The sequence below is a fragment of the Pseudomonas sp. BN515 genome, assembly GCF_029873155.1.
Lineage (GTDB): Bacteria > Pseudomonadota > Gammaproteobacteria > Pseudomonadales > Pseudomonadaceae > Metapseudomonas.
This window is the reverse complement of record NZ_SSOH01000021.1, coordinates 95,880-119,788: the sequence shown is the minus strand read 5'-3', so window position 1 is coordinate 119,788 and position 23,909 is coordinate 95,880. Positions and strand designations below refer to the sequence as shown.

The 23,909-nt window shown below is 65.1% G+C and carries 20 protein-coding genes and 1 pseudogene; 9 read left to right on the top strand and 12 right to left on the bottom strand.

The annotated features are described in order from the left end of the window. From E8E91_RS05940 to E8E91_RS05930, 3 genes and pseudogenes are all read right to left on the bottom strand, one after another. A pseudogene (locus E8E91_RS05940) lies at positions 1-120 on the bottom strand (IS481 family transposase); the annotation flags it as partial. A 122-nt stretch (positions 121-242) separates the two neighbouring features. Next, the gene (locus E8E91_RS05935) at positions 243-1,793 is read right to left on the bottom strand and encodes a glycosyl hydrolase family 17 protein (RefSeq protein ID WP_280374992.1); all 1,551 of its coding nucleotides are present in this window, start codon (positions 1,791-1,793) and stop codon (positions 243-245) included. A gap of 241 nt (positions 1,794-2,034) precedes the next feature. Then, positions 2,035-2,259, bottom strand: a complete 225-nt coding sequence (locus E8E91_RS05930; protein ID WP_190827536.1) for a DUF2061 domain-containing protein — start codon at positions 2,257-2,259, stop codon at positions 2,035-2,037. Between the two features lie 222 nt (positions 2,260-2,481). On the opposite strand from E8E91_RS05930, the gene E8E91_RS05925 reads away from it, so the two are divergent. Together E8E91_RS05925 and E8E91_RS05920 are read left to right on the top strand one after the other, a co-directional pair. Beyond that, positions 2,482-2,790: a DUF485 domain-containing protein gene (locus E8E91_RS05925; RefSeq protein ID WP_190827537.1), complete on the top strand. Its 309-nt coding sequence runs from the start codon at positions 2,482-2,484 to the stop codon at positions 2,788-2,790. Beyond that, on the top strand, positions 2,790-4,448 hold the full coding sequence (locus E8E91_RS05920; protein WP_280374991.1) for a cation acetate symporter: 1,659 nt from the start codon (positions 2,790-2,792) through the stop codon (positions 4,446-4,448). The genes E8E91_RS05925 and E8E91_RS05920 overlap by 1 nt, the downstream gene beginning before the upstream one ends. A 538-nt stretch (positions 4,449-4,986) precedes the next feature. Here E8E91_RS05920 and E8E91_RS05915 read toward each other — a convergent pair. Continuing rightward, the gene (locus tag E8E91_RS05915) at positions 4,987-5,139 is read right to left on the bottom strand and encodes a DUF3309 family protein (protein ID WP_280372648.1); all 153 of its coding nucleotides are present in this window, start codon (positions 5,137-5,139) and stop codon (positions 4,987-4,989) included. A gap of 138 nt (positions 5,140-5,277) precedes the next feature. Here E8E91_RS05915 and E8E91_RS05910 point away from each other — a divergent pair, with 138 nt between their 5' ends. From E8E91_RS05910 to cls, 6 genes are all read left to right on the top strand, one after another. Beyond that, a complete protein-coding gene (locus E8E91_RS05910; protein WP_280374990.1) occupies positions 5,278-5,646 on the top strand; it encodes a DUF2784 domain-containing protein in 369 nt (122 codons plus the stop codon). 104 nt (positions 5,647-5,750) lie between these two features. Next, positions 5,751-6,557 carry an SDR family oxidoreductase gene (locus E8E91_RS05905; protein ID WP_280372622.1) on the top strand — a complete coding sequence of 269 codons (807 nt, stop codon included), beginning with the start codon at positions 5,751-5,753 and terminating at the stop codon, positions 6,555-6,557. 112 nt (positions 6,558-6,669) lie between these two features. Next, complete coding sequence (locus E8E91_RS05900; RefSeq protein ID WP_280374989.1) at positions 6,670-7,824, top strand: MFS transporter; 1,155 nt, start codon at positions 6,670-6,672, stop codon at positions 7,822-7,824. A 75-nt stretch (positions 7,825-7,899) separates the two neighbouring features. After that, a complete protein-coding gene (locus tag E8E91_RS05895; RefSeq protein WP_190827545.1) occupies positions 7,900-8,328 on the top strand; it encodes a hypothetical protein in 429 nt (142 codons plus the stop codon). A gap of 41 nt (positions 8,329-8,369) precedes the next feature. Beyond that, positions 8,370-8,702 carry a YnfA family protein gene (locus E8E91_RS05890; protein ID WP_280372620.1) on the top strand — a complete coding sequence of 111 codons (333 nt, stop codon included), beginning with the start codon at positions 8,370-8,372 and terminating at the stop codon, positions 8,700-8,702. 137 nt (positions 8,703-8,839) lie between these two features. Beyond that, positions 8,840-10,234, top strand: coding sequence for a cardiolipin synthase (gene cls, locus E8E91_RS05885; RefSeq protein ID WP_280374988.1), 1,395 nt, complete (start codon positions 8,840-8,842; stop codon positions 10,232-10,234). On the opposite strand, the gene E8E91_RS05880 is transcribed toward cls, so the two are convergent. After that, positions 10,231-10,623 carry a hypothetical protein gene (locus E8E91_RS05880; RefSeq protein ID WP_280374987.1) on the bottom strand — a complete coding sequence of 131 codons (393 nt, stop codon included), beginning with the start codon at positions 10,621-10,623 and terminating at the stop codon, positions 10,231-10,233. The genes cls and E8E91_RS05880 overlap by 4 nt on opposite strands. 831 nt (positions 10,624-11,454) lie before the next feature. On the opposite strand from E8E91_RS05880, the gene E8E91_RS05875 reads away from it, so the two are divergent. Beyond that, positions 11,455-12,924: a multiheme c-type cytochrome gene (locus tag E8E91_RS05875; RefSeq protein ID WP_280374986.1), complete on the top strand. Its 1,470-nt coding sequence runs from the start codon at positions 11,455-11,457 to the stop codon at positions 12,922-12,924. Positions 12,925-13,121: 197 nt separating this feature from the next. On the opposite strand, the gene E8E91_RS05870 is transcribed toward E8E91_RS05875, so the two are convergent. From E8E91_RS05870 to mnmC, 7 genes are all read right to left on the bottom strand, one after another. After that, a complete protein-coding gene (locus E8E91_RS05870; protein WP_280374985.1) occupies positions 13,122-13,352 on the bottom strand; it encodes a YheU family protein in 231 nt (76 codons plus the stop codon). Positions 13,353-13,400: 48 nt separating this feature from the next. After that, positions 13,401-16,178, bottom strand: a complete 2,778-nt coding sequence (locus tag E8E91_RS05865) for a hybrid sensor histidine kinase/response regulator (RefSeq protein WP_280374984.1) — start codon at positions 16,176-16,178, stop codon at positions 13,401-13,403. Positions 16,179-16,241: 63 nt separating this feature from the next. Next, the gene (locus E8E91_RS05860) at positions 16,242-17,435 is read right to left on the bottom strand and encodes an osmoprotectant NAGGN system M42 family peptidase (protein ID WP_280374983.1); all 1,194 of its coding nucleotides are present in this window, start codon (positions 17,433-17,435) and stop codon (positions 16,242-16,244) included. A 78-nt stretch (positions 17,436-17,513) separates the two neighbouring features. Then, positions 17,514-19,259, bottom strand: coding sequence for an N-acetylglutaminylglutamine synthetase (gene ngg, locus E8E91_RS05855; protein ID WP_280374982.1), 1,746 nt, complete (start codon positions 19,257-19,259; stop codon positions 17,514-17,516). A gap of 4 nt (positions 19,260-19,263) precedes the next feature. Then, positions 19,264-21,033 carry an N-acetylglutaminylglutamine amidotransferase gene (locus E8E91_RS05850; RefSeq protein WP_280374981.1) on the bottom strand — a complete coding sequence of 590 codons (1,770 nt, stop codon included), beginning with the start codon at positions 21,031-21,033 and terminating at the stop codon, positions 19,264-19,266. Between the two features lie 119 nt (positions 21,034-21,152). Then, positions 21,153-21,902 carry a sulfite exporter TauE/SafE family protein gene (locus tag E8E91_RS05845; RefSeq protein WP_280374980.1) on the bottom strand — a complete coding sequence of 250 codons (750 nt, stop codon included), beginning with the start codon at positions 21,900-21,902 and terminating at the stop codon, positions 21,153-21,155. A 2-nt stretch (positions 21,903-21,904) separates the two neighbouring features. Continuing rightward, on the bottom strand, positions 21,905-23,872 hold the full coding sequence (mnmC, locus tag E8E91_RS05840) for a bifunctional tRNA (5-methylaminomethyl-2-thiouridine)(34)-methyltransferase MnmD/FAD-dependent 5-carboxymethylaminomethyl-2-thiouridine(34) oxidoreductase MnmC (RefSeq protein ID WP_280374979.1): 1,968 nt from the start codon (positions 23,870-23,872) through the stop codon (positions 21,905-21,907). Positions 23,873-23,909 lie beyond the last annotated feature (37 nt).

Here is a 23,909-nt window from a genome sequence, read left to right as displayed (position 1 = left end):
GGCCGTCTTCGCACTGATGCCATAGCGTCGGCACAGCTCGCGGACATTGCTCTGCGGCTGTTCAGCCAACCACACAAATTCACGCCGAATCGACATGGTGGTGCACTCCTGCCACGGCATCGCTCGAACTCCTCATTCGACGGATCCCGTAAGCGTAAATGCGTTACCCATGTCTCCCGACACCCGTTACCTATGTCCCCCGGCTGAACACAGGGCGCACCCTACGGCTGAGGCCTACGCCTTTACGCGCGAACTCGCAGGCTACGCCACAGGGCGACCAGGAGCAGGCTGCTCACGGCAGCCCAGCCGATGGCCTGGACGTTGCCGAGGGTTTCCTCGTACAGCTGCGGCACGATGCCGGCGCCGATCAGCACCGCCATCAGGGCGATTTCGCGGCGCGGCGCGGCGACCGGGCGGAACAGGTAGACCAGTGCCGGCAGCAGCAGGGCGGCGCTGGGGAAGCTGCGGTAGCGGGCGTCGAACACCAGGGCCAGCATCAGCACCGCACCGGCGAATCCGGAGGCGCACAGCCACCAGCCGCCACGGGTTTCCAGCCAGTCGAACAGGCGGCTGCGCACGCCGCCACGGGCGGACAGCGCCAGGGCACCGTGGGCCAGGACGATCAGGTTGAGGCCGACCAGGAAGGCGGCCCAGGCCCACTCGCCGACGAAGCGGCTGGTGACCCGCGCCAACTCGCCCCAGAGGCCGATGCAGCCAGCGCCAACGGCGGCCAGCAGCGGCAGCACCAGGGCGGCGCGAGTCGAGGCAGGGCGGCCGGCGAGCACCAGGGTGGCCAGGAAGATCAGGCCGGAAACGCCCAGCCACAGGGGCCAGTAGGGCAGGTTGGTGACCGGGCCGGCCAGCACGCCTTTCTCCTGGCGATCGGCATCGAACAGGCCCCAGTAGCCGCCCACCGCGCCTTCGCTGGCGCGCTTCCAGGGCTGGTCGAAGGCTTCGATCAGGTTGTAGCCCCAGCCGTTCTCCTCGGCCATGGCGACGAAGCCACGGATGAACTTCGCCTCGTTGACCCGGCTCGGTACGGCGGTTTCACGTTGGCGGCCTTCGCTGGGCCAGCCGGTTTCGCCGATGAAAATGTCCTTGGGCGCGAACTTGTTGCCGAACACCTGGCGGATCTCGGCGACATGGCGCAGGGCCTGGTCGATACCGGCAGGGTCGTCTTCCCAGTAGGGCAGCAGGTGGATGGTGAGGAAATCCACGGCCGGTGCCACTTCCGGATGGCGCAGCCAGAACTCCCAGACGTCCGCGTAGGTGACCGGCTGCTTCACTTGCGCCTTGACCTGCCCGATCAGGCTGGCCAGTTGCGCGCCGGTGACTTCCTTGCGCAGCAGGGTCTCGTTACCCACGATCACCGACTGCACCACGTCCGGGTTGGCGTTGGCGGCCTTGATCAGGGCGTCGATCTCCTTCTGGGTATCCACCGGATTGCCGTTCACCCAGGCACCCAGCATCAGCTTCAGGCCGTGCTTGCGGGCCAGCTCCGGAATGGCTTCCAGGCCGGTCATGGAGTAGGTGCGCACGCAGTGGAAGCGGGTCGCCAGCAGGGCAAGGTCGGCGTCCATGCGTTCAGGGCGCAGCACGAAGGGCTGGTCGAACGGCGACTGGTCCTTGTCAAACGGGCTGTAGGACGCGCACTGCAGCTTGTGGGTGGGGGTTGCGGCATCCGGCAGGATCACCGGCTTGCCGAGGCCGTACCAGAGGCCGGCGAGGGCAACCACTGCGACCAGGAAGGACAGCAGATAGGGGAGTGCAGGGAAACGGGCGTTCTGACTCATGTTCGGGCGTGCTTGCGTGAGGGCAAAGCCGCGCATCTTAGCGGATTAGCCCTCATCGCTCCTACGGCCCGCAGCGGAAAATCCGTACGGGGGATTTCACGTTGATTAGAAGTTCTTCACGATCTCGCGAGCTAGAGAAGAACAAGGCGAAAAAGGCTGAGGACGCGGAGTTTACGACTGTAAATGAGCACTCCGGAGCCTTTTTCAACGCAGTTATTCCGACGCGCAGCAGATCGTCGTCTCAGGCGTGGTGGTGCAGCCAGGCATGTTTCGGAATCTCCTGCGCCGGCTTGTCCGCCTTCTCGAAGCGCTTCCAGATCTTCTCGTGGAAGTAGAAACCCACCGAGTTGCACAGCGGTTCCACCGCCGCCACCAAGCCGCCGACCGTGATGCTGCCAGTCAGGGCGTAGGCCACGCTGAAGGCAATGCAGAAGTGCATGAGGGTGAAGGTCACGGTCTTGAGCATGGCGCACCTCGTTAATGAGAATGATTATTCGATGTGCAGAGGTTAGGCTCGCCGTTCGATACAGGGAAATGTTCAGCTGCGATAGGTCTGATAGTTTGGCTTTATGAATGTCCTACGACCTTGGTCGAGAACGCCCAGAAGTACGACTAAGGTCGTCTGTTGCGCTTGCACGGCCGTTCTATTGTTGACTTCACCCGCAACCCGCTGTGGAGGACAAAAACAATGAACGACAGCACTTACAAGCGGATTCAGGAGAATCCGCGCTTCCAGGAACTGGTTTCCAAGCGAGAACGCTTCGCCTGGATACTTTCTGCCATCATGCTCGGCCTCTATCTGGCCTTCATTCTCCTGATCGCCTTCGAGCCGCAACTGCTCGGCACCCGCATCAACCCTGACTCTCCCGTCACCTGGGGTATCCCGATCGGTGTCGGTCTGATCCTGTCGGCCTTCGTGCTGACCGGCGTCTACGTCCGCCGCGCCAACGGCGAGTTCGACCGTCTGAATCAGGAAATCCTCAAGGAGGTCCAGTAATGATCGCGCGCATCCTTGCCGTGCTCGGCCTGATGGTCGTGGCGCCCGCACTCTGGGCCGCCGGTGCCATCGAAGGTGATGTCCAGCGCCAGCCGCTGAACGCCTCGGCCATCGTCATGTTCATCGCCTTCGTCGGCGCCACCCTTTACATCACCTACTGGGCCTCCAAGCGCAGCAAGTCGGCTGCCGACTTCTACACCGCTGGCGGCAGCATCACCGGCTTCCAGAACGGCCTGGCGATTGCCGGCGACTACATGTCCGCCGCGTCCTTCCTGGGTATTTCCGCCCTGGTATTCACTTCCGGCTACGACGGCCTGATCTACTCCATCGGCTTCCTCGTGGGCTGGCCGGTGATCCTGTTCCTGATCGCTGAACGCCTGCGTAACCTCGGCAAGTACACCTTCGCCGACGTGGCGTCCTATCGCCTGAAGCAGAAGGAAATCCGTACCCTGTCCGCCAGCGGCTCGCTGGTGGTCGTTGCCTTCTACCTGATCGCCCAGATGGTCGGTGCCGGCAAGCTGATCGAGCTGCTGTTCGGCCTGAACTACCACGTGGCCGTAGTCCTGGTCGGCATCCTGATGGTGCTCTACGTGCTGTTCGGCGGCATGCTGGCCACCACTTGGGTACAGATCATCAAGGCCGTGCTGCTGCTCTCCGGCGCATCCTTCATGGCGATCATGGTGCTCAAACACGTCAACTTCGACATCAGCACCCTGTTCAGCGAAGCCATCAAGGTTCACCCGAAAGGCGAGGCCATCATGAGCCCCGGCGGCCTGGTGAAAGACCCGATCTCCGCCATCTCCCTCGGCCTGGCCCTGATGTTCGGTACCGCTGGCCTGCCGCACATCCTGATGCGCTTCTTCACCGTGAGTGACGCCAAGGAAGCCCGCAAGTCGGTGTTCTACGCCACCGGTTTCATCGGCTACTTCTACATCCTGACCTTCATCATCGGCTTCGGCGCAATCCTGCTGGTCAGCACCAACCCGGCCTTCAAGGACGCCACCGGCGCCCTGCTGGGCGGCAACAACATGGCCGCTGTACACCTGGCCAACGCCGTGGGCGGCAGCCTGTTCCTGGGCTTCATCTCCGCCGTGGCCTTCGCCACCATCCTGGCGGTGGTTGCCGGCCTGACCCTGGCTGGTGCCTCGGCTGTGTCCCACGACCTCTACGCTTCCGTGTTCAAGAAGGGCAAGGCGAGCGAGAAGGACGAGCTGCGCGTATCGAAGATCACCACCGTGTGCCTGGGCTTCGTGGCCATCGGCCTCGGCATCCTGTTCGAGAAGCAGAACATTGCCTTCATGGTGGGCTTGGCGTTCTCCATCGCCGCCAGCTGCAACTTCCCGGTACTGATCCTCTCCATGTACTGGAAGAAGCTGACCACCCGTGGCGCCATGATCGGCGGCTGGCTGGGCCTGGTCACCGCCGTGGGTCTGATGATCCTCGGCCCGACCATCTGGGTGCAGATCCTCGGCCATGCCACTCCGGTCTACCCGTACGAGTACCCGGCGCTGTTCTCCATCATCGTTGCCTTCGTTGGTATCTGGTTCTTCTCGATCACCGACAAGTCGACTGCCGCGGACGAAGAGCGTGCACGCTTCTACCCGCAGTTCGTGCGCTCCCAGACTGGTCTGGGTGCCAGCGGTGCCGTAGCCCACTGATCCACACTCCTTCCCTTGCAAGTATTGGGGCGGCCTTCGGGCCGCCCTTTTTGTTTGGATGAAGGGGGCTGGAGCTTTTTCGCTCAGGTCATTGTTGAGTGGGCTCGTAGCTTCTGTTTCGCCTTCCCGGGCGAGTCCCTTTTTCAAACGCCAAAAAGGAACCAAAAGGCTTGCCCCTGCATCCGGGTTTGGCTTCGCCAAACTTCCTTCGCTCCATCCTTGCTCCGGGGGCCCGGCGAGAGGGGCCATCCATGGCCCCACACGCCTCTCGCGGCATCCATGCCGCTCGTCCCCCTGCACAAGGATTCCACTCAGCCTCCTGAAGGGGCGGTGTCGCTGCCCCATCTCTTCTGTCCAGCTTCAGGCCCGTCTGGGCTTCAGGCTGGCGTGTGCCTTGCCGGCGTGAGTCACCCCTCTACCTCTGGGAGAGGGGCCGGGGATGAGGGGGGAGTCAGCCAGCACGGAGTTCGATGAGTGTCATCACACAATTTTTCCAATCCAGTGTGAATACCTCTTCCCCGGCTTAGCGAGGTAGTGGCTAGATCCTCCCCACCGCTATCAGCACGACCACAATGACCAGCAACAACCCAACCGTACTCGACGGTCCATAGCCCCAGTGGCGGGAGTGAGGGAAGACCGGCAGGCCGCCAATCAGCAGCAGGATCAGAATGACGAGCAGCAGAATGGTGATCATTGGCGCGATTCCTCGGTGGCTGGTGAAGGCCCCTGCACGGTCAACTGGTTTGATGGCGCATTGACCATGCCTGTAGTTACCGACTGACCCTCTTCCGCGATGGTTCAAGGAAAACGACTCCATGGACACCCGCTCATGACCTACCGGATCGCCGCCGACGCCGTACTGCTGTTGCACCTGGCCTTCATCCTCTTCGTAGTGCTGGGCGGGCTGTTGGTGTTGAAGTGGCCGCGCCTGGCCCTGCTGCACCTGCCGGCGGTGGCCTGGGGCGCGACGGTGGAGTTGCTCCACCTGATCTGCCCCCTCACGCCCCTGGAGAACCACCTGCGCCGGGCGGCGGGGGAGGAGGGCTACAGCGGCGGCTTCATCGAGCATTACCTGGTGCCGCTGATCTACCCGGCGGGGCTGACGCCGGGTGTCCAGCTCTGGCTCGGAGCCTTCGTGCTGCTGATCAACCTGGTGCCGTACGGGCTGTTGGCAAGGCGCCTGATGCAGCGCCGCTAGCGGCGTTTGCCCCCATCATTCAGCGCCGTGATTCAAGGGCGGGAGAACTATGGGCTTGGCTACACTGCGGCTCATCTACCGCACAAGCAGAAAGGCACCTCACCATGCAAAACCGCATCATGATCACCGGCGCTGGTTCCGGGCTCGGTCGCGAAATCGCCCTGCGCTGGGCGCGCGAGGGCTGGAAGCTGGCCCTGTCCGACGTCAGCGAAGCCGGCCTGGCGGAAACCCTCAAGCTGGTCCGCGAGGCCGGTGGCGATGGTTTCACCCAGCGCTGCGATGTCCGTGACTACAGCCAGCTCACCGCTTTTGCCCAGGCCTGCGAAGAGAAGCTCGGCGGCATCGACATCATCGTCAACAACGCCGGCGTCGCCTCGGGCGGCTTCTTCGAGGAGCTGTCCCTGGAGGACTGGGACTGGCAGATCGCGATCAACCTGATGGGCGTGGTCAAGGGCTGCAAGGCCTTCCTGCCGCTGCTGCAGAAGAGCAAGGGACGGATCATCAACGTCGCCTCCATGGCTGCGCTGATGCAGGGCCCGGCGATGAGCAACTACAACGTCGCCAAGGCGGGCGTGGTCGCCCTGTCCGAGAGCCTGCTGATCGAGCTCAAGGAAGAGGGCGTGGGTGTGCACGTGGTTTGCCCGTCCTTCTTCCAGACCAACCTGCTGGACTCCTTCCGTGGGCCGACCCCGGCCATGAAGCAGCAGGTGGGCAAGCTGCTGGAGAGCTCGCCGATCACCGCGTCCGATATCGCCGACTACATCTTCCAGGAAGTGGCCGCCGGCACCTTCATGATCCTGCCCCACGAGCAGGGCCGCATGGCCTGGGCCGTGAAGCAGAAGAACCCGCAGGCGCTCTACGACGAGATGGCCAGCATGGCGGCGAAGATGAGGGCCAAGAACCGCGCTTGAGAAAACTGGCTGTCCGATCGGTCAGGTTCGGCGCCGTCCGGGGTTGCCCGGCCGCGGACCGGGGGAGTAGGGTTGCTCCCCCGGCCTGACTGCCTATCCGGATGGACCCACCGTGAAACCCCTGTCCCGCGCGCTGCTGATGCTGGCGCTGGTGCTCGCCGCGATCAACCTGCGGCCCGGCATCACCTCTCTCGCCCCCTTGATCGAACGCATCGCCCACGAGCTGGCGCTGAGCCGCAGTCTGATCAGCCTGACCACGGCTTTGCCCGTGCTCTGCATGGGGTTGCTGGCGCCGCTCGCGCCGCGTCTGGCCGTGCGTTTCGGCCTGGAGCGGGTGATCACCTTCTGCCTGGGCCTGATCGGTGTCGCCCTGCTGGCCCGCCTGGGCAGTCATGCCAGCACCGTGCTGATCGGCAGCGCCGTGGCCATGGGCGCGGGCATCGCGGTTGCCGGGCCGCTGCTGTCCGGTTTCATCAAGCGCCACTTCCACGACCAGGTCGGGCGGGTGGTCGCCTGGTACTCCCTGAGCATGACCATAGGCGGTGCCGCCGGCGCGGTGCTGACGCCGCCAGTGACCCAGCTGCTCGGGGACCAATGGCACCTCGGCCTGGCTTTCTGGGCCGTGCCGGCGTTTCTCGCATTGCTGCTCTGGCTGCGCATGCCCAATCGCGCCGAATCCGCCAGCGAAGCTGGGCAGGGCGGCCTGCCCTGGGGTGAGTCGCGAGCCTGGCTGATCACCGCGTTCTTCGCCCTCCAGGCTGGCCTGTTCTATGCGCTGACCACCTGGCTGGTGGCCCGCTACCACGAAGCCGGCCTCAGCCTGTTGCACAGCAACAGCCTGTTCAGCCTCTTCATGCTGGTGGGCCTGCCCAGCGCCTTCGTACTGCCCTGGCTGGCCCAGCGTTTCGACAACCGCTACCAGTTACTGCTGGTGTGCGGTCTGATCAGCAGCGTCTGCCTGGGGATGATCTGCTTCCAGCCGACCTTGCTGCCGGAAGTCTGGGCATCGCTGCTGGGACTTGGACTCAGTGGCTCCTTCGCCCTGTCCCTGGTGTTGCCGCTCTATGAGGCGCACACGCCGCTGGCCGTGAGCCGCTGGACCGCGATGATGCTGTTCGCCGGATACGGCATGGCCAGTTTCGCCCCGATCCTGGCCGGTTTAGGCCGCGACCTGGCGGGCAGTTACCAGGCGCCTTTCATGGTCATCACGGGCCTTGCGCTGGTCATGTGCGTGCTGGCCTGGGTGCTCGGGCTCAGGCGCCGTTGAGGACTTCGACGCATTTCCTTTCTCCCGTGGCAGTCCTGTGTTAGAAGGCTGCCACTGTTTTACTGGAGTGCCCGCGTGGAGTCCGAATCCATCGTCTATGGCTGCATCCGCGACTGGCCGTCGCTCGACGATCAGGAGCACCGGCTGCGCCGCGAAACCAATCGCCGTGTGCTGGACAGCCTGCCCAGCGGCGAGGCCTGGCCCTTTCTCGGCCGTGAGATGTTCTCCTGCTGCGAGCAACCGGGCGAGGGCGTCTTCCGTACCCAGGTGATTCACTTCGGCGCGAGCTATCCGGCGGTGGAGTACGAATGGAGCCTCTGGGTCAAGGCATTCGAAGCCCTGCTCAGGCAGCTCTACTGGAGCAGCGCGGTGGTTCACCTGGAAACCGAGCTCAACGGCATCCACACCTTCCGCTGGGAAAGCGAGCAGGGCTTCCACAGCCCCCAGGAAGATAATCTGCGGGTGCGCTGCGCCTGGGAACGCGAAGGTGGCGTGCACGGCTGACACCTGAGTCACCGGCTGTTCCACCCCGAAGGGAAACATCGATGCTCAATTACCTCTGGTTCTTCCTCGCCGCGCTCTTTGAAATCGGCGGCTGCTACGCCTTCTGGCTCTGGCTGCGAATGGGCAAGAGTGCCTGGTGGATCGTCCCCGGCCTGCTCAGCCTGACCCTCTTCGCCCTGCTGCTGACCCGCGTTGAAGCGGCCTATGCGGGACGCGCCTATGCGGCCTATGGCGGCATCTACATTGTCGCCTCGCTGTTCTGGCTGGGCGTCGTCGAGCGCGCCCGGCCGCTGGCCAGTGACTGGCTGGGCGCGGCCCTGTGCGTCCTGGGGGCCACCGTGATCCTGTTGGGGCCGCGCTTCTCTCCAAGCTGACGGCCAGCCGGTGAATTTTCCCTCAACCTTTCCAGATGACTCGCTGTCGAAATCGACAAGGCAGCCCGGAAGGCAGGCGTAGAAGCGGCTGATACGCCTTTTGGGCATCGAACCTCCCCCGTGCAGGAGGATGCTGGATGAACCTGCCGTCATCAGGGACCGTGGCGCGTGTCCTGGTGGCGCTCTATTCGACGCTCCTCCTGGCCTGCAGCTCGCTGCCCCGCATCAATCCCGACATGGTCCATTCTCCGGCCGCCCCGGTGCAGCTGGATGGCGCCCATGGCCCGCTTTCCGAGTCGCACAGCCAGGCGATCCTGGAGCGGCTCAAGGCCTCCGGCATGCAGACCAATATCTTCGACCTGCACCTGGCGGTCGAAGAGTCCCTGGTGGGCAGCCCGCTCACCGCTGGTAACAAGGTCGACCTGCTGCAGGACGGCCCCGAGACCTACGCGGCGATGTTCGCGGCCATCGAGAGCGCGCGTGACCACATCAACATGGAAACCTACATCCTCGAAGGGGACGAGGTGGGGGAGCGCTTCGCCGACGCCCTGATCGCCAAGCAGCGCAGCGGCGTGCAGGTCAACCTTATCTACGACAGTGTCGGTACGCTCGGCACGTCGCCTGCCTTCTTCACCAGGTTGCGTGAATCGGGTATCCGGCTGGTGGAGTTCAACCCGGTCAATCCCTTGACCGCCAGGTCGGGCTGGCAGTTGAACCAGCGCGACCATCGCAAGCTGCTGATTGTCGACGGGCGTATCGCCATTCTTGGTGGAGTGAACATCAGCGGGGTTTATTCCAGCGGCTCCTTCGGTTCGAGCCGCCAGGGGCGGCCGCGCCGTGAACTGCCCTGGCGCGATACCGACCTGCGCATCGAAGGGCCGGTGGTGGCCGATCTGCAGAAGCTCTTCATCACGACCTGGAGCCGGCAGAAAGGCGGTGGACTGGTGGCCCGTCATTACTTCCCGCCCCTGGAGCGCAAGGGCAATGATGTGGTCCGGGCCATCGGCAGCTCGCCAGACGAGCCCTACAGCCAGATCTACGCCACGCTCATCTCCGCCTTGCACAGCGCGCAGAGTGAAATCTGGCTGACCAGTGCCTATTTCGTGCCCGATCCGCAACTGCTCGATGCACTCAAGGCTGCCGTGAAGCGCGGCGTGGACGTGCGCCTGGTAGTGCCCAGCAGCACCGATTCCTGGCTGGTGTTCCACGCCGGGCGGGCCTACTACCGCGAATTGCTGGAGGCCGGGGTACGGGTTTATGAACGCCGTGACGCGCTGCTCCACGTGAAGGCCGGGGTGATCGATGGCGTGTGGTCCACCGTGGGTTCAACCAATCTCGACTGGCGCAGCTTCCTGCATAACCAGGAGGTCAATGTGGTGGTGCTGGGGGCGGAATTCGGCGGGCGGATGCGCGAGGCGTTCCTGGAAGATGTGGATGGATCCGATGAGCTCACCCTGGAGAAGTGGCAGCGCCGTCCCGTGCGCGCCCGCGTCAGTGAACGGATCGGGCGCGCCTGGGAATACTGGCTCTAGGCAGGGGCTTCGGAAGGGGCGTTGGCTTCGGTTGCGCAATGATTGCCGGCTGCGTGTTCTTCCTCACGCGAGCGCTGGTAGGCCGCTTCGTGCAATGCCTGGGCATCGGCCAGCAGCATGCCGAGGGCCGAGGCGAGCCGGGCTGTTTCCTGAGCCATCGCGTTGTCGCTGCCAGACTCCAGGATCCGCAGCAGGTCAGCCAGGGCGGCAACGCGCTGGTTGGCGGCTTCGAACAGGTGGGCCGAGGGGGCGCGAACGTTAATGAAAAGGACGTCCCCGTACGGCTGGGACGAAGGCGGGAGGGGGGTGAAGTCGGTGTTCGGGCTTCTTCGCAGGGGAAGAAGGCCGAGGGTGCCAATGGATGTCTGCATGGAGTGTGGGCAGTGCATATCCTTGCGTCCTCGCGTTCTAGAGGAGCCGCACCTTGCCGTCACGACATGGAAGGGCGGCGGGCCGTGCAGGGGTCGCAAACCGGTTACGCGAGGAAAACCCGGCAAGGCCTAAGCCTTCCCTGCACGGCCCACCATATTGCGATTGCAATCCAGGTTGGACGCGCCTTGCGTTGTTCGGGTTGCGACTCCCGGTCGCGGTTCCTACCGCGACGGTCGTGGACTCTAGCGAGGGCTTTTGTAGGCGCTCAAGGTCGAAGAACCGTACGAAATTTCTTACTTCCGGCTGGAAATGGGATCTCGGCACGTGCCTGATGACACCTTGTCGACGAATCTCGGTTTGCGACGCAAGAAGAAACCGCGAGATAGAGCGGTTGCGCGTTAGTTCGACGCATTTGCCGACGAAATGCCTGTTGTTTTTCGATGCGCTGTCATCATTTTGTAGTGGAGCAACTACACTCTGATTCCAGAGTCTATTGGTGCTCTGTGCTTTGTTTAGGTCGCCCCGTGGCGGCCTTTTTTGTGCCTGTCGATCTTGGCCAGCCACCCTGTCGCTGGTACGGAAGAATCGCCGCTTCATCGCCTGCCGCGTCGCATCCAGTTCCAGCTAAATCCATACAAATCATCCGGATAAGCGCTCCGTTCGGTCGCTCTCTGCCGAAGTCATGCCTTTGACGCTGCACTGACCTCCATCTACTACTGACTTACTTCCCCCAAGAGCGGGGGAGCTGGGTGAAATTCGGCAAAAAGGCGCTGAAAGAGACGGTTGTTGCCGTTATTCTGCGGAGTTCGTGCGCCTTCTCATCGGCTTCGATGAAGGTGGGTGGCGAAATGGGCAATCCGGCAAAGAAGTTCTCGACTTCACGTCTTCCTGTCCCGTCCGGACGCCTGCTCTCCTGGCTGCTCACGTGCCTGCTTCTGTCCTGGCTGGCGAGCCTCGTCGCCGTTGCCGAGACGCCCCCGTCGAACGACAAGTGGCTGGAGCCGGCGCGTTCCAGGCTGCTGGAGGACAAGCAGGGCCTGCCGTTCTTTCCCCACCGGGCGAACACGCCGAACAACGCCCTGCTGAATGTCGCGGACTTCGATGACGCCCAGGTCTGCGGCGCCTGCCACACCGAGATCTATCGACAGTGGCGGACCTCGATGATGTCCCAGTCCTGGGAGGAGCCGATCTACCGGGCCCTGCTCAGGCATGCCAGCGAGGCCACCGAGGGGCGGGTGGATAATTTCTGCACCGGCTGCCACACCCCCATCGGCCTTACCACCGGCCAGATCAATTCGACGATCAATCGCGCTCCGGTGGAGTTCACCGCCGTGCACAACCCGATGCCGGGGGTGGACTGCGAGACCTGCCACAACATCAACGCGCGTACCGGACTGGACAATGGCGCCTATGTGCTCAGTCCGCGCGCCAACGGCCGGCCGACCAAGTTCGGCCCTCGCAGCGATGCGGTGTCCCCCTACCACGATACGGTCTACTCGGGCCTGCATACCCGCTCGGATTTCTGCGCCACCTGCCACAACGTGACCCACCCGTTCAGCACCGTGGCGGTCGAACGTACCTATGACGAATGGCTCGAGAGTCCCTACGGCTTCAACGGCCAGACCTGCCAGAGCTGCCACATGCCGGGGTTCGCCGGCAAGGCGGCAGTGATGGGGCCGGACCGCGCCGATGTGGCCTCTCACTGGTTCACCGGGGCCAACGCGGCGGTGCTGTCGTACCTGGGGCAGGAAGAGGCGGCGCAGCGCGCACGGGACCAGTTGGCCAGGGCCGCCGAGATCAGCTTCGAATCGATGCCGGATCACCTGGTGCCAGGCCAGGAGGTATCGGTGCGGGTGAAGGTCGCCAACGTCGGTGCCGGGCACAAGTTGCCCACCGGATTCCCCGAGGGGCGCGAGGTGTGGATCGATTTCCGTGTGGTGGACGGGGCCGGACACGAGATCTACCGGCTGGGTGCGATCAAGGATGGCGCCACCGAACCTGATACCCGCAACTTCAAGGTCCATCTGGGGGACAAGGACGGCAAGGAACTGGACATCGAGGTCTGGAATGCTACCCAGATCCTTTCGGACAACCGCCTTTTGCCCAAGGGTTATGACGTTCGCGAATTCACCTTCGAGGTGCCGAAGGATGCCGTAGGCCCCATCACCCTGACCGCGGATCTGAACTACTGGCCGTTCCCGCAGCGGCTGGTGGATTACCTGCTGGGCAAGGACAAACTCAAGGTGGAGGTGACGCGGATGGGGCAGGTGGAACGCAGCCTGCCGGTGGGCGCAGCCGTGCAGGCGGCGAAGTTGTGAGTTCTCAGAGGGCAGCTGCGCGGCCCTTGGCGAATGAATTCGCTGTGTCTGCGGAGATCACCAATCGGTCCAGGAGCCTTGTAGGAGCTAGCTTGCTAGCGAAAAGGGGCCATTCGCTGGCAAGCCAGCTCCTACGGGCAATGCGGCTACTTGCAACATTTGATGCAGGCTCAGCCAATGAATCCGCCCCTACAGCGCTACTCCTCCAGCCACTCCTTGGGTACGTCCAGTTTGAGCATCAGCTGGCACAGCTGGCTGTCAGGGTCGTAGACGATGACCGCCTCGCCTTTCTGCAGGGCACGGCGTACCCGTTCGACGCGGGTTTCCAGCGGGGTGTCGTCGCCATTGTCGGTGCCTTCGCGGGTGACGAAGTCTTCAATCAGGCGGGTCAGGGTTTCGGCTTCGAGCAAGTCAAAGGGGATGAGCATCGGGGGTCTCCAGCGGGGGCGGCATGCTAACTCCGCCGGCCCGCGTCGTCATCCGTCCACGCTCTGGCGCTGGATGAAGCGTTCCAGGGTGCTGAACAGCAGGGCACTGTCCAGGGGTTTGCCGAGGAAGTCGTCCATGCCGGCGGCGGCTCCGGCCTGGCGATGTTCTTCGAGGATATGCGCGGTCAGCGCGACGATGGGCACCGGCGGCCAGTTGCGATTGCGCTCCAGCCGGCGGATCTGCCGGGTCGCCTCGAAGCCGTCCATTTCCGGCATCTCGCAGTCCATCAGGATCAACTGGATGCCCTCCGGGTCGCGCTGGTATTCGTCCACCGCCGCCAGGCCGTTGGCCACGGTGCGCACCAGGTAACCGCGCTTCTTGAGGAAGCCCTGGACCACCATCTGGTTCACCGGGTTGTCTTCCGCCACCAGAATGCAGGGCGTGGCGCTCACCCGGCGCCGCTCTTCCTGCTGCTGGGTACGTTCTTCCAGGCGGCGTTCGCGATACAGCTCCTGCAGCGTGTCGCGCAACAGTGCCAGGGTCAGCGGCTGGGCGGTGGCGCGCAGCCGCAGGCCAGCGCCGGCTGGCAGGTTCAGGCAGGACTCCGGCGGGCAGATCAGCATCACCCGCTGGCCGTGTTCCAGGTGTGGCCGCAGCTTGTCCACCCAGCGCTCCGGGTCGCCCGGCCAGGGCGCCTGGATCACCAGCAGGGGTGGCACGGCGAAGTCTTCCAGTTGGTCGATCAGCCTTTCCGGATTCTGGCAGCGTTCGCAGCGCATGCCCCAGCGGCCGAGCAGGCGGCCAAGGGCATCCAGGCCGAGCGTGTCCTGGCAGGCGAGCAGGGCGGTGCGGCCCCCCAGCAACTGGCTCAGGTCGTCGGTCTGGAATTCGCCCGGTTGCAGCGGAATGTCGAAGCTGAAGCGGGTTCCCTGATTGAGCGTGCTCTGCACCTCGATGCGTCCGCCCATCATTTCCACCAGCTCCTTGCTGATGGCCAGGCCCAGGCCGCTGCCGCCATAGCGGCGGGTGGTGCTGGAGTCGCCCTGGGCGAAGGAGTCGAACAGCTGGGCCAGGGCTTCAGGACGGATGCCGATGCCGCTGTCGACGACGCTGAACACCAGGTGGGGCTTGCCCTCGGCATTGCGACGCAGGCTGAGGTTGAGGGTCACGTGGCCTTCGGCGGTGAACTTGAGGGCATTGCCCAGCAGGTTCATCAGCACTTGCTTGAGCCGTGTCGGGTCGCCCTGGACGCGCCGTGGCACCCCGGCATCCAGGCTCAGGTGCAGGCCCAGGCGCTTTCCGATGGCCTGGGCGGTGAACAGGCCGCGGGTTTCCGATACCAGGTCTTCCAGGTCGAACTCGATGTGTTCCAGCTCCAGCTTGCCGGACTCGATGCGGGCGAAGTCGAGGATGTCGTTGATCACCGCCATCAGCGCGGTGCCCGAGCTGGAGATGGTGTCCACGTAGAAGCGCTGGCTGCGATCCAGCGAAGTTTCCTTGAGCAATTGCAGCATGCCCAGCACACCGTTCAGCGGCGTGCGGATCTCGTGGCTCATCGTGGCCAGGAAGCGGCTCTTTGCCTGGTTCTCGAAGTGCGCCTGCTCAGCGGCCTGGCGTGAGCGGAAGCCTTCTTCCTTGAGGGTGTTGATGCGGTCGGCCAGGCCAATGGACAGGGTGATCAGCTCGATGGTGACGCCGATCTTCACCACCGTGGCGCCGTACAGGCCCAGCACTTCGATGCCCAGGGAGCCGGTGGTGGTCTGGATGAAGGCGAACAGCAACACGCCCCAGGCCAGGGTGTAGTACGAGCCGTAACGCAGCCCCTTGCGCCACACATAGAGCCCGGTGAGCAGGAGGAAGGCGGAAATGCCCGACACCGTCAGGCTGGCGAGGATGTTCCAGTTCTGCAGGCCGATCACCGGAGCGCAGAGCAGCGCCACCAGGGTCGCCAGCATCAGGCCGCGCAGCACGCGGTCCAGCCGTGGGAAGTGCAGGCCGGTGTGGAGGAAGTGGCGGCTGAACTGCAGGGCCGCAAGGCAGTGCAGGTACATGAAGATGTAGATCGCCACCGACTGCAGCCCCACATGGTCGGGCAGCAACTTGAACAGCATGCCGTCGAAGCAGGCGGCGAGCAGGCCGACGTTGAGGTTGTAGGCCAGGTACCAGAGGTAGGCCCGCTCGCGCAGCGACAGGTAGAGGAACAGGTTGTAGAAGAACATGGCGAAGAGCACGCCATAGAAGGCCCCGTTGAACCCCATGAGGTTCTCCTGGGCGGCGGCGCTGGCGTCGAAGGTGCTGAATACCAGCGGCACGAAGAGGGTGCTGGTGCTCTCCACCCGCAGGATCAGCGTGCTCTGTCCCGGCTCCACGCGCAGGGGGAACCAGAAGTTGCGCACCTGTACCGGGCGCTGCGAGAAGGCGAAGTGATCGCCGGTTTCCTGCGCCTGCACCCGGCCGTCAGGGGTGAGGTAGTAGAGGCGGATGTTGTCCAGCAGCGGGTAGTTGGCTTCCAGGTAACCATCCAGTGCCCGGGGACGGCTATTGTCCAGGCGTACCTTGAACCACCAGACCGATCTGTTCTTGCCCATGTTGGGCTGTTCGCCCCTGACCTTCTGGAAAGCGGGATCGGGGAGTTTGCGCACTTGCTCCAGGCTGAGTTCGCCCTTGGGGTCTTCGAGGTAACTGACCCAGTGGCCAAGCGCAAGGCGCAACTGGTCCTGGTCGAGCGGCGCCGCCTCCTGGGCGAAGGCGGGCCGGCACAGCCAGAACATGAGAACGACCAGACCGAGTGCGACAGTTTTCACACAGCCTGAAAGGTGAAGCATGGGTGACCACCCGTGTTGTTATTGCATCCCTGGATGGCACTTTGCTCCTAGCGGGTTCGGCCTTCAAGGGCTGCCGTCACCCTTTCCCACAAGACTTTCCACGGTCGGGACGCGCGTCTCGCTCTCCATCTGCGCGTCATGCTCCAGCTGATGGCTGAACGGTTCCAGGGACTGCTGGCTGGTGACCGCGTCGGAGGCGAACACCGGCGGGCTCATCAGGTAGGCGCCGATCAGGCGGGTCAGGGCTTCCAGGCTGTCGATGTGGGTGCGTTCGTAGCCGTGGGTGGCGTCGCAGCCGAAGGCCAGCAGGGCGGTGCGGATGTCGTGGCCGGCGGTGACCGCCGACTGGGCATCGCTGTGGTAGTAGCGGAACAGGTCGCGGCGTAGCGGGATGGCGTTGGCTTCGGCCAGGCGCAGCAGGTGCCGCGACAGGTGGAAGTCGTAGGGGCCGCCGGAGTCCTGCATGGCCACGGTCACGGCGTGCTCGCTGGAGAGCTGGCCGGGGGCGACCGGGGCGATGTCGATACCGACGAACTCGCTGACGTCCCAGGGCAGCGCGGCGGCCGAGCCGGAACCGATCTCCTCGGTGATGGTGAACAACGGATGACAGTCGATGGGCGGCACCAGGCGCGCATCGGCAATGCCCTTGAGGGCGGTGAGCAGGGCGGCGACGCCAGCCTTGTCGTCCAGGTGGCGGGCACTGATGTGGCCGCTCTCGGTGAATTCCGGCAACGGGTCGAAGGCGACGAAGTCCCCCACTGAAACCCCCAGGGTCTCGCAGTCGGCGCGGGTGGTGCTGTAGGCGTCCAGGCGCAGTTCCACGTGGTCCCAGCTGATGGGCAGGTTGTCCACCTGGGTGTTGAAGGCGTGCCCCGACGCCAGCAGGGGCAGCACGCTGCCGCGCAGTACCCGGTTGTCCCCGAACAGGCTGACGCGGCTGCCTTCAGCGAAGCGGCTGGACCAGCAGCCCACCGGCGCCAGGCCCAGCCGGCCGTTGTCCTTGATCTCGCGGACGATGGCGCCAATGGTGTCCAGGTGCGCCGACATCGCGCGGTCCGGGCTGCTTTGCGTGCCCTTGACCGTGGCGCGGATGGTGCCGCGCCGGGTCAGTTCATAAGGGATGCCGATCTCGTCCAGCCGCTCGGCGACGTAGCGCACGATGGTATCGGTGAAACCGGTGGGGCTGGGGATGGCGAGCATTTCCAGCAGCACCCTTTGCAGGTAGGTGAGATCGGGCTCGGGAAGTCTCTGGCTCATGGCATCTCCTTTCTGGGCCACGTCGCGGCGTGGTTGCGGGAGCTGGTTCATTCGCGAATGAATTCGCTCCCACAGGTTTCAAGCCGAGGGCGCTCGCGTGAGCGGGAACAGCAAATCGATGAAGCGCTCCGCCGTGGGTTGCGGCTGGTGATTGGCCAGGCCGACCCGTTCGTTGGCTTCGATCATCACGTAGTCCGGCTGGTCGGCGGCCTGGACCAGCAGGTCCAGTCCCACCACCGGTATTTCCAGGGTCCGCGCGGCGAGGATGGAGGCCTCGGCCAGCGCTGGATGCAGGATCGCGGTGACGTCCTCCAGGGTGCCGCCCGTGTGCAGGTTGGCGGTACGCCGTACCGCCAGCCGGGTGCCGGCCGGCAGGACGTCTTCATAGGCTAAGCCGGCGGCTTGCAGGGTGCGTTCGGTCTCGCCATCCAGCGGAATGCGGCTTTCCCCCTGGGTCACGGCCTGGCGTCGGCGGCTCTGGCGTTCGATCAGCTGTCTCAGCGTGCGCAGGCCGTCGCCCAGGACTTCGGCGGGGCGGCGAATGGCCGCCGCCACCACTTCGTAATTGATCACCACCACCCGCAGGTCGAAGCCCTGGTGACAGCTTTCCAGGATCACACGGCTGTCGAAGTGTTCGGCGTTGGCGATGGCGGTCTTCAGCTCATCGAGGCTGCGCAGGTCCACCGCCACGCCCTGGCCCTGTTCGCCATTCACCGGCTTGACCACCAGGCTGCCGTGTTCGGCAAGGAAGGCCGCATTCTCTTCGTCCTTGCCTGCCAGGCGCTGCTCCGGCTGGAAGATGCCGACGCGGGCGAGGGCGCGATGGGTCAGCTGCTTGTCCTGGCAGAGGGTCATGCTCACCGCGCTGGTGAGGTCGGACAGCGACTCCCGGCAGCGGATGCGCCGACCGCCCTGGCTGAGACAGAACAGCCCGCCTTCGACGTCGTCCACCTGCACTTCGATACCGCGCCGCAGGGCTTCGTCGACGATGATCCGGGCGTAGGGGTTGAGCCCCGCTTCCGGGCCGGGGCCGAGGAACAGGGTCTGGTTGATGCTGTTCTTGCGCTTGACCGTGAAGGTGGCCAGGTCGCGGAAGCCCAGCTTGGAATACAGCGCCTTGGCCTGGCGGTTGTCGTGCAGCACCGAGAGGTCGAGGTAGTTGAGCCCACGGCTCATGAAGTGCTCGATCAGGTGCCGCACCAGGACTTCGCCCACGCCAGGGCGGCTGCATTGCGGGTCCACCGCCAGGCACCAGAGGCTGGAACCGCCATCCGGATCGTCGAAGGCCTTCTGGTGGTTGAGGCCCATGACGGCGCCTATCACCTGGTTGTCGCGCTCGTCCTCGGCCAGCCAGTACACCGGCCCGCCCTGGTGGCGCGGGGTGATGGCATCGTGGTCGACCGGCAGCATGCCGCGGCAGCGGTAGAGCTGATTGACCGCCTGCCAGTCGGTGTCGCTCAGGGCACGGCGGATGCGGAAGCCGCGAAAGGCCCGGCGCGCGGGGCGGTAGTCGGGGAACCAGAGGCGCAGGGTGTCGGATGGGTCGAGAAAGAGTTGCTGCGGCGCCTGGGCCAGCACCTGCTGGGGTGCGGCGACGTAGAGGGCGATATCGCGTTCGCCGGGCTGTTCGTCCAGCAGCTCCCGGGCGAGGCTCACGGGGTCGGGGAAGGTATGGCCGAGCAGCAGGCGTCCCCAGCCACAGTGGAGGATCTGCGGCGCTTCATGGGGCTCCAGGTGCCCCTCGGCCAGTTGAGCCTGCAGGCGCTGATAGGACGGAGCCTGTCCGCGCAACAGGCGCTGGCTGTGAAGGGTATGGGCTTTCATCGGTTCAGAGTCCCTGTTGATTGAGCCAGAGGTTGAGCGCCGCCATCTGCCAGAGCTTCGAACCCCGGAGCGGGGTGATGTCTTCCGTGGGACTGGCCAGCAGGCGTTCGAGCATGGCCGGCCGGAACAGGCCGCGATCCTGGCTAGGGTCCAGCAGGAGTTCGCGTACCCAGTCGCGGGTCCGGCCTTCCAGGTACTTGAGACCGGGCACCGGGAAGTAACCCTTGGGCCGGTCGATCACCTCGTGGGGAATGACCTGGCGCGCGGCGGCCTTGAGCACCGCCTTGCCGCCGTCGCCGAGCTTGAAACGCGAGGGAATCCGCGCCGACAGCTCGGCCACCCGGTAGTCGAGGAACGGCACCCGTGCCTCCAGACCCCAGGCCATGGTCATGTTGTCCACCCGCTTCACCGGGTCGTCCACCAGCATCACCGTGCTGTCCAGGCGCAGCGCCTTGTCCACCGAGTCGAGGGCGCCGGGGTGCTCGAAGTGCTGGCGCACGAAATCGCCGGCAAGGTCCTCGGTGAGCCAGTCCGGCTGCACCGTGGCCTCGTATTCGGGGTGGGCGCGGTCGAAGAAGGCCGCGCGGTAGCTGTTGAACGGGTCGCGGGTGTCGGCCAGCGGCGGGTACCAGTGATAGCCGCCGAAGAGTTCGTCGGCACCCTGGCCGCTCTGCACGACCTTGCAGTGCCGGGACACCTCGCGGGACAGCAGATAGAAGGCAATGCAATCGTGGCTGACCATGGGCTCGCTCATGGCGGCGAAGGCGGCAGGCAACTGCTCCAGCACTTCGTGCTCATCGATGCGCAACTGCTGGTGGCGGGTGCCGTAATGGTTGGCGATCAGGTCGGAGAACTCGAACTCGTCGCCGCGTTCGCCGCCGGCGTCCTCGAAACCGATGGAGAAGGTTGCCAGCTGTTCGATACCCGACTCCGCCAACAGGCCCACCAGCAGGCTGGAATCCACCCCGCCGGACAGCAGGACGCCCACCTCGCGGGCGGCGCGCTGGCGGATCGACACGGCGTCGCGCAGACCGCTCAGCAGGCGGTCGCGCCAGTCGTCGAAGCTGAGGCTCTGTTCATCCTCGCGCGGGCCGTACTCCAGTTCCCACCAGGTGCCCTGGCTGCAGTTGCCGTCGGCATCGATCAGCATCCAGCTCGCCGGTGGCAGCTTTTCCACACCCTTGACCAGGGTACGTGGCGCGGGCACCACGGAATGGAAGTTGAGGTAGAAGTTCAGCGCCTGCGGGTCCAGCGTTGTGTCCAGGTCGCCGCCCTTGAGCAGGGCCGGCAGGCTGGAGGCGAAGCGCAGGCGCTGCTCGTTGCGTGACAGGTAGAGCGGTTTGATGCCGAGGCGGTCGCGGGCGAGGAACAGGCGCTGGTTGTCACGTTCCCAAATGGCCAGGGCGAACATGCCATTGAGCCGCGGCAGCATGTCCTTGCCCCAGGCATGCCAGGCCTTGAGCAGCACCTCGGTGTCGCCGTCGGAATGAAAGCGATAACCGAGGGCAAGCAGTTCCTTGCGCAATTCGGGGTAGTTGTAGATGGCGCCGTTGAACACCATGGCCAGCCCCAGTTCGGGGTCCAGCATGGGCTGACCGGAGGCGTCTGCCAGGTCCATGATCTTCAGCCGTCGATGGCCCAGGGCGATCGGTCCCTGGCTGTGCAGGCCCCAGGCGTCTGGACCGCGGGGCGCTAGATGGTGGGTGATTCTATCGAGGGCGGCCAGGTCGGCCGGGCGTTTGTCGAAGCGAAGTTCTCCAGAAATGCCGCACATAGTTCCTTACCGGTGTTGCCGTTGGGGAGTGGGTGCCCTGTAAAGGGGCACTCTAGGGTCCGACCCTTGCGCACTTCTGTGAGTTTTATATCGATTGGTTCTAAGACGGCCTTTCCCGGTCAACCCAACAACTTTTGTGCTGCCAGGGACAGACTTACCGCCACCAGCATCAACGCGAACAGCCGTTGCAGGGTGGCGCCGCGCAGACGAGTGGCCAGGCGATTGCCGCAGAGCACGCCGACCGCGCCGCCGGCCGCCAGGCCGCCGAGCAGGGCCATGGGCGGCTGGGCGCCGGTGAGATAGAGCAGGAAGCCACCGCCGGAAACCAGCGCGATCACCGCCATCGAGGTGGCAGTGGCGGCCAGCATCGACAACGGCGTGTACCAGAGCAGCGCCGGCACCACGAGGAAGCCGCCGCCCACGCCCATCACCCCCGACAGCAGCCCCACACCAGCGCCGATGGCCATCAGCGGCGTACTGCGCAGCGGGCCGGAGTGGCTTTTGGGCAACACCGCGCCACGCCACATGCGCCAGGCGGACCAGAGCACCAGCAGGCAGAAACCGAGTATCAGCGCGAACTCGGGAATGAAGCGTCCCAGCCATTGGCCGATGGCATTGCCAGGCAGGCCGCAGATGGCCAGCAACAGCACCGGGCGCCAGGCCACCAGCCCCTGGCTGGCGCGGGGAATGGCGCCGATGGCAGCGGACAGGGCAACGGCGCCGAGGCTCACGCCGATGGCATCGCGCAGCGGCAGGTGCAGGCTGAGCAGCAGGGGCAGGGCCACCAGCGAACCGCCGGCGCCGGTCAGGCCCAGCAGCAAGCCGAGCACGGCTCCGATGGCCAGGGCTTCCAGTAGCAATAGCTCCATGATCAGGCGCTCTGGCCGCGAATCAGGCGGCGCAAGGCAAAACGGTTGGGGTGGCAGGCCTCGGCCACGGCGCGGGGCACCGGCAGCGGTTCGTCGTCGAGCCAGGCGGCCAGCAACTCGCCGGACAGCGGCGCGGTGATCAGGCCGCGCGAGCCGTGGGCGCTGTTCACATAGAGGCCGTCGAACCAGGGCGCCGGTACTTGTGGCACCTGGCGCGCGTCCCTGGCCAGCACGGCATAGGCCTGTGCGAAGGCGTCGGCATCCGCCAGCGGGCCGACGATCGGCAGGTAGTCCGGGGTGGTGCAGCGGAAGGCGGCGCGGCCTTCCAGGCGCTCCGGTTCCAGTTCGGCGACGTGCAGGCGGCGGCCGAGGTCCGGGGAGATTTCCTCCAGCAGTTCGAGGTTGCCCGCATGCTCGGCGGCGGTGGGGGCAAGGTCGGTGCTGTGGAAGTCGAAGCTGGCGCCCAGGGTGTGTTCGCCGTCCCGTGGTGGTGCCACGTAGCCTTCGGCGCAGAGTACGGTGCCGAGCGTCGCGCTCTCGGCAGTGGCCGGCAGGCGGCTGATCTGCCCGCGAATGCGCTTGAGCTGGAGTCCGGCGGCCTGGGGGAAACGCAGCACATCGGCGGCGCCCGCCAGCACTGCCACCGGGGCGGTGGCCAGGGTGCGCTCGGCGTTCCGGGCATGCCAGAGGTCGTCCTCGCGCTGCAGCTCCAGGGCTTCGCCGTGAGTGACCAGGCGGATGTTCGGATGGCTGGCCAGCAGGCGGCACAGGGCCGGCGGATGGACCCAACCCGCCTCGGGATAGAACAGGCCGCCCGCGGGCAGCGTTACGCCGGCCAGGGCTTCGGCTTCGGTCTTGTCCAGGCTGTGCAACAGATTGGCAGGAAAGGCCTCGGCCAGCTTCGCCTGGCGCTGCGCTTCCTTTTCATCGAAGGCCAGTTGCAGCACGCCGCAGGCCTGCCAGTCGTGGCCCTGTTCCAGGCGTTGCAGCAGTCGGCGGGTATGGCCGAATCCGCTGAGGATCAACCGCGACAGCGGCGTTCCATGGGCGGAGAGTTTGAGGTAGAGCACGCCCTGGGGGTTGCCGGAGGCTTCCTGTGCGGGCTCGCCGTGGCGCTCCAGCAGGGTCACTTGCCAGCCGCGCGCGGCGAGGCTGGCCGCCGTGGCGCAGCCGGCCAGTCCCGCGCCTATCACCAGGGCCTCGCGACGCTGGGGGACGAAGCGCGGGCGAGCGAACCAGGGCTTGGCGTCGTCTTGCCGTTCACCGGTGAACAGGCCCCGGCTCATCTCCCATTTCTTGCCGAAGCCGGGCAGGCGCTTGATGGCAAAGCCGGCTTCCGTCAGCGCGCGGCGCACGAAGCCGGCGGAGGTGAAGGAGGCGAGGGTGGTTCCCGAGTGGGACAGTCGCGCCAGCTGGGTGAACAGGGTGGGGCTCCACATCTCGGGGTTCTTCGCCGGGGCGAAACCGTCGAGGAACCAGGCGTCGATGCGCGCGTCCAGCTCGGGCAGGCAGTCCAGGGCATCGCCCACCAGCAGGGTGAGCACCACGCGGCCCGCGGCCAGGTTGAAGCGCTGGAAACCGGGGTGGATCGCCACGTACTGGTCCAGCAATTGGGCAGCCTGGGGCGCCAGTTGCGGCCACAGGGCCAGGGCGCGCTGGAGGTCGTCACGGGTGAGGGGGAACTTCTCCACGCTGACGAAGTGCAATCGGGCACCGGCCGGCGCGCACTGTTCGAACAATTGCCAGGCACAGAGGAAATTCAGCCCGGTACCGAAACCGGTTTCGCCAATGCAAAAACGCCCGCCGGCCGGCAGTTCGGTGAAACGCCGGGTCAGGTCATTGCCATTGATGAACACATGATGGGTTTCGTCGAAACCCGAGGTCGGAGAGAAGTAGACGTCGTCGAATTCCCGCGACAGCGGTCGGCCCTGTTCGTCCCAGTCGAGTTGGGCGTGGTGGAAATCGGACATGGGGTATTCCTGACTGCGAAGCGCGAATAGTAGCCGA

Coding starts and splice junctions, on each gene's coding strand:
- E8E91_RS05880 (WP_280374987.1), bottom strand. CDS start 10,623: ATGCACTGCCCACACTCCATGCAGACATCCATTGGCACCCTCGGCCTT.
- E8E91_RS05910 (WP_280374990.1), top strand. CDS start 5,278: ATGACCTACCGGATCGCCGCCGACGCCGTACTGCTGTTGCACCTGGCC.
- ngg (WP_280374982.1), bottom strand. CDS start 19,259: ATGAAAGCCCATACCCTTCACAGCCAGCGCCTGTTGCGCGGACAGGCT.
- cls (WP_280374988.1), top strand. CDS start 8,840: ATGAACCTGCCGTCATCAGGGACCGTGGCGCGTGTCCTGGTGGCGCTC.
- E8E91_RS05850 (WP_280374981.1), bottom strand. CDS start 21,033: ATGTGCGGCATTTCTGGAGAACTTCGCTTCGACAAACGCCCGGCCGAC.
- E8E91_RS05925 (WP_190827537.1), top strand. CDS start 2,482: ATGAACGACAGCACTTACAAGCGGATTCAGGAGAATCCGCGCTTCCAG.
- E8E91_RS05875 (WP_280374986.1), top strand. CDS start 11,455: ATGGGCAATCCGGCAAAGAAGTTCTCGACTTCACGTCTTCCTGTCCCG.
- E8E91_RS05870 (WP_280374985.1), bottom strand. CDS start 13,352: ATGCTCATCCCCTTTGACTTGCTCGAAGCCGAAACCCTGACCCGCCTG.
- E8E91_RS05930 (WP_190827536.1), bottom strand. CDS start 2,259: ATGCTCAAGACCGTGACCTTCACCCTCATGCACTTCTGCATTGCCTTC.
- E8E91_RS05845 (WP_280374980.1), bottom strand. CDS start 21,902: ATGGAGCTATTGCTACTGGAAGCCCTGGCCATCGGAGCCGTGCTCGGC.
- E8E91_RS05920 (WP_280374991.1), top strand. CDS start 2,790: ATGATCGCGCGCATCCTTGCCGTGCTCGGCCTGATGGTCGTGGCGCCC.
- E8E91_RS05860 (WP_280374983.1), bottom strand. CDS start 17,435: ATGAGCCAGAGACTTCCCGAGCCCGATCTCACCTACCTGCAAAGGGTG.
- mnmC (WP_280374979.1), bottom strand. CDS start 23,872: ATGTCCGATTTCCACCACGCCCAACTCGACTGGGACGAACAGGGCCGA.
- E8E91_RS05905 (WP_280372622.1), top strand. CDS start 5,751: ATGCAAAACCGCATCATGATCACCGGCGCTGGTTCCGGGCTCGGTCGC.
- E8E91_RS05865 (WP_280374984.1), bottom strand. CDS start 16,178: ATGCTTCACCTTTCAGGCTGTGTGAAAACTGTCGCACTCGGTCTGGTC.
- E8E91_RS05890 (WP_280372620.1), top strand. CDS start 8,370: ATGCTCAATTACCTCTGGTTCTTCCTCGCCGCGCTCTTTGAAATCGGC.
- E8E91_RS05935 (WP_280374992.1), bottom strand. CDS start 1,793: ATGAGTCAGAACGCCCGTTTCCCTGCACTCCCCTATCTGCTGTCCTTC.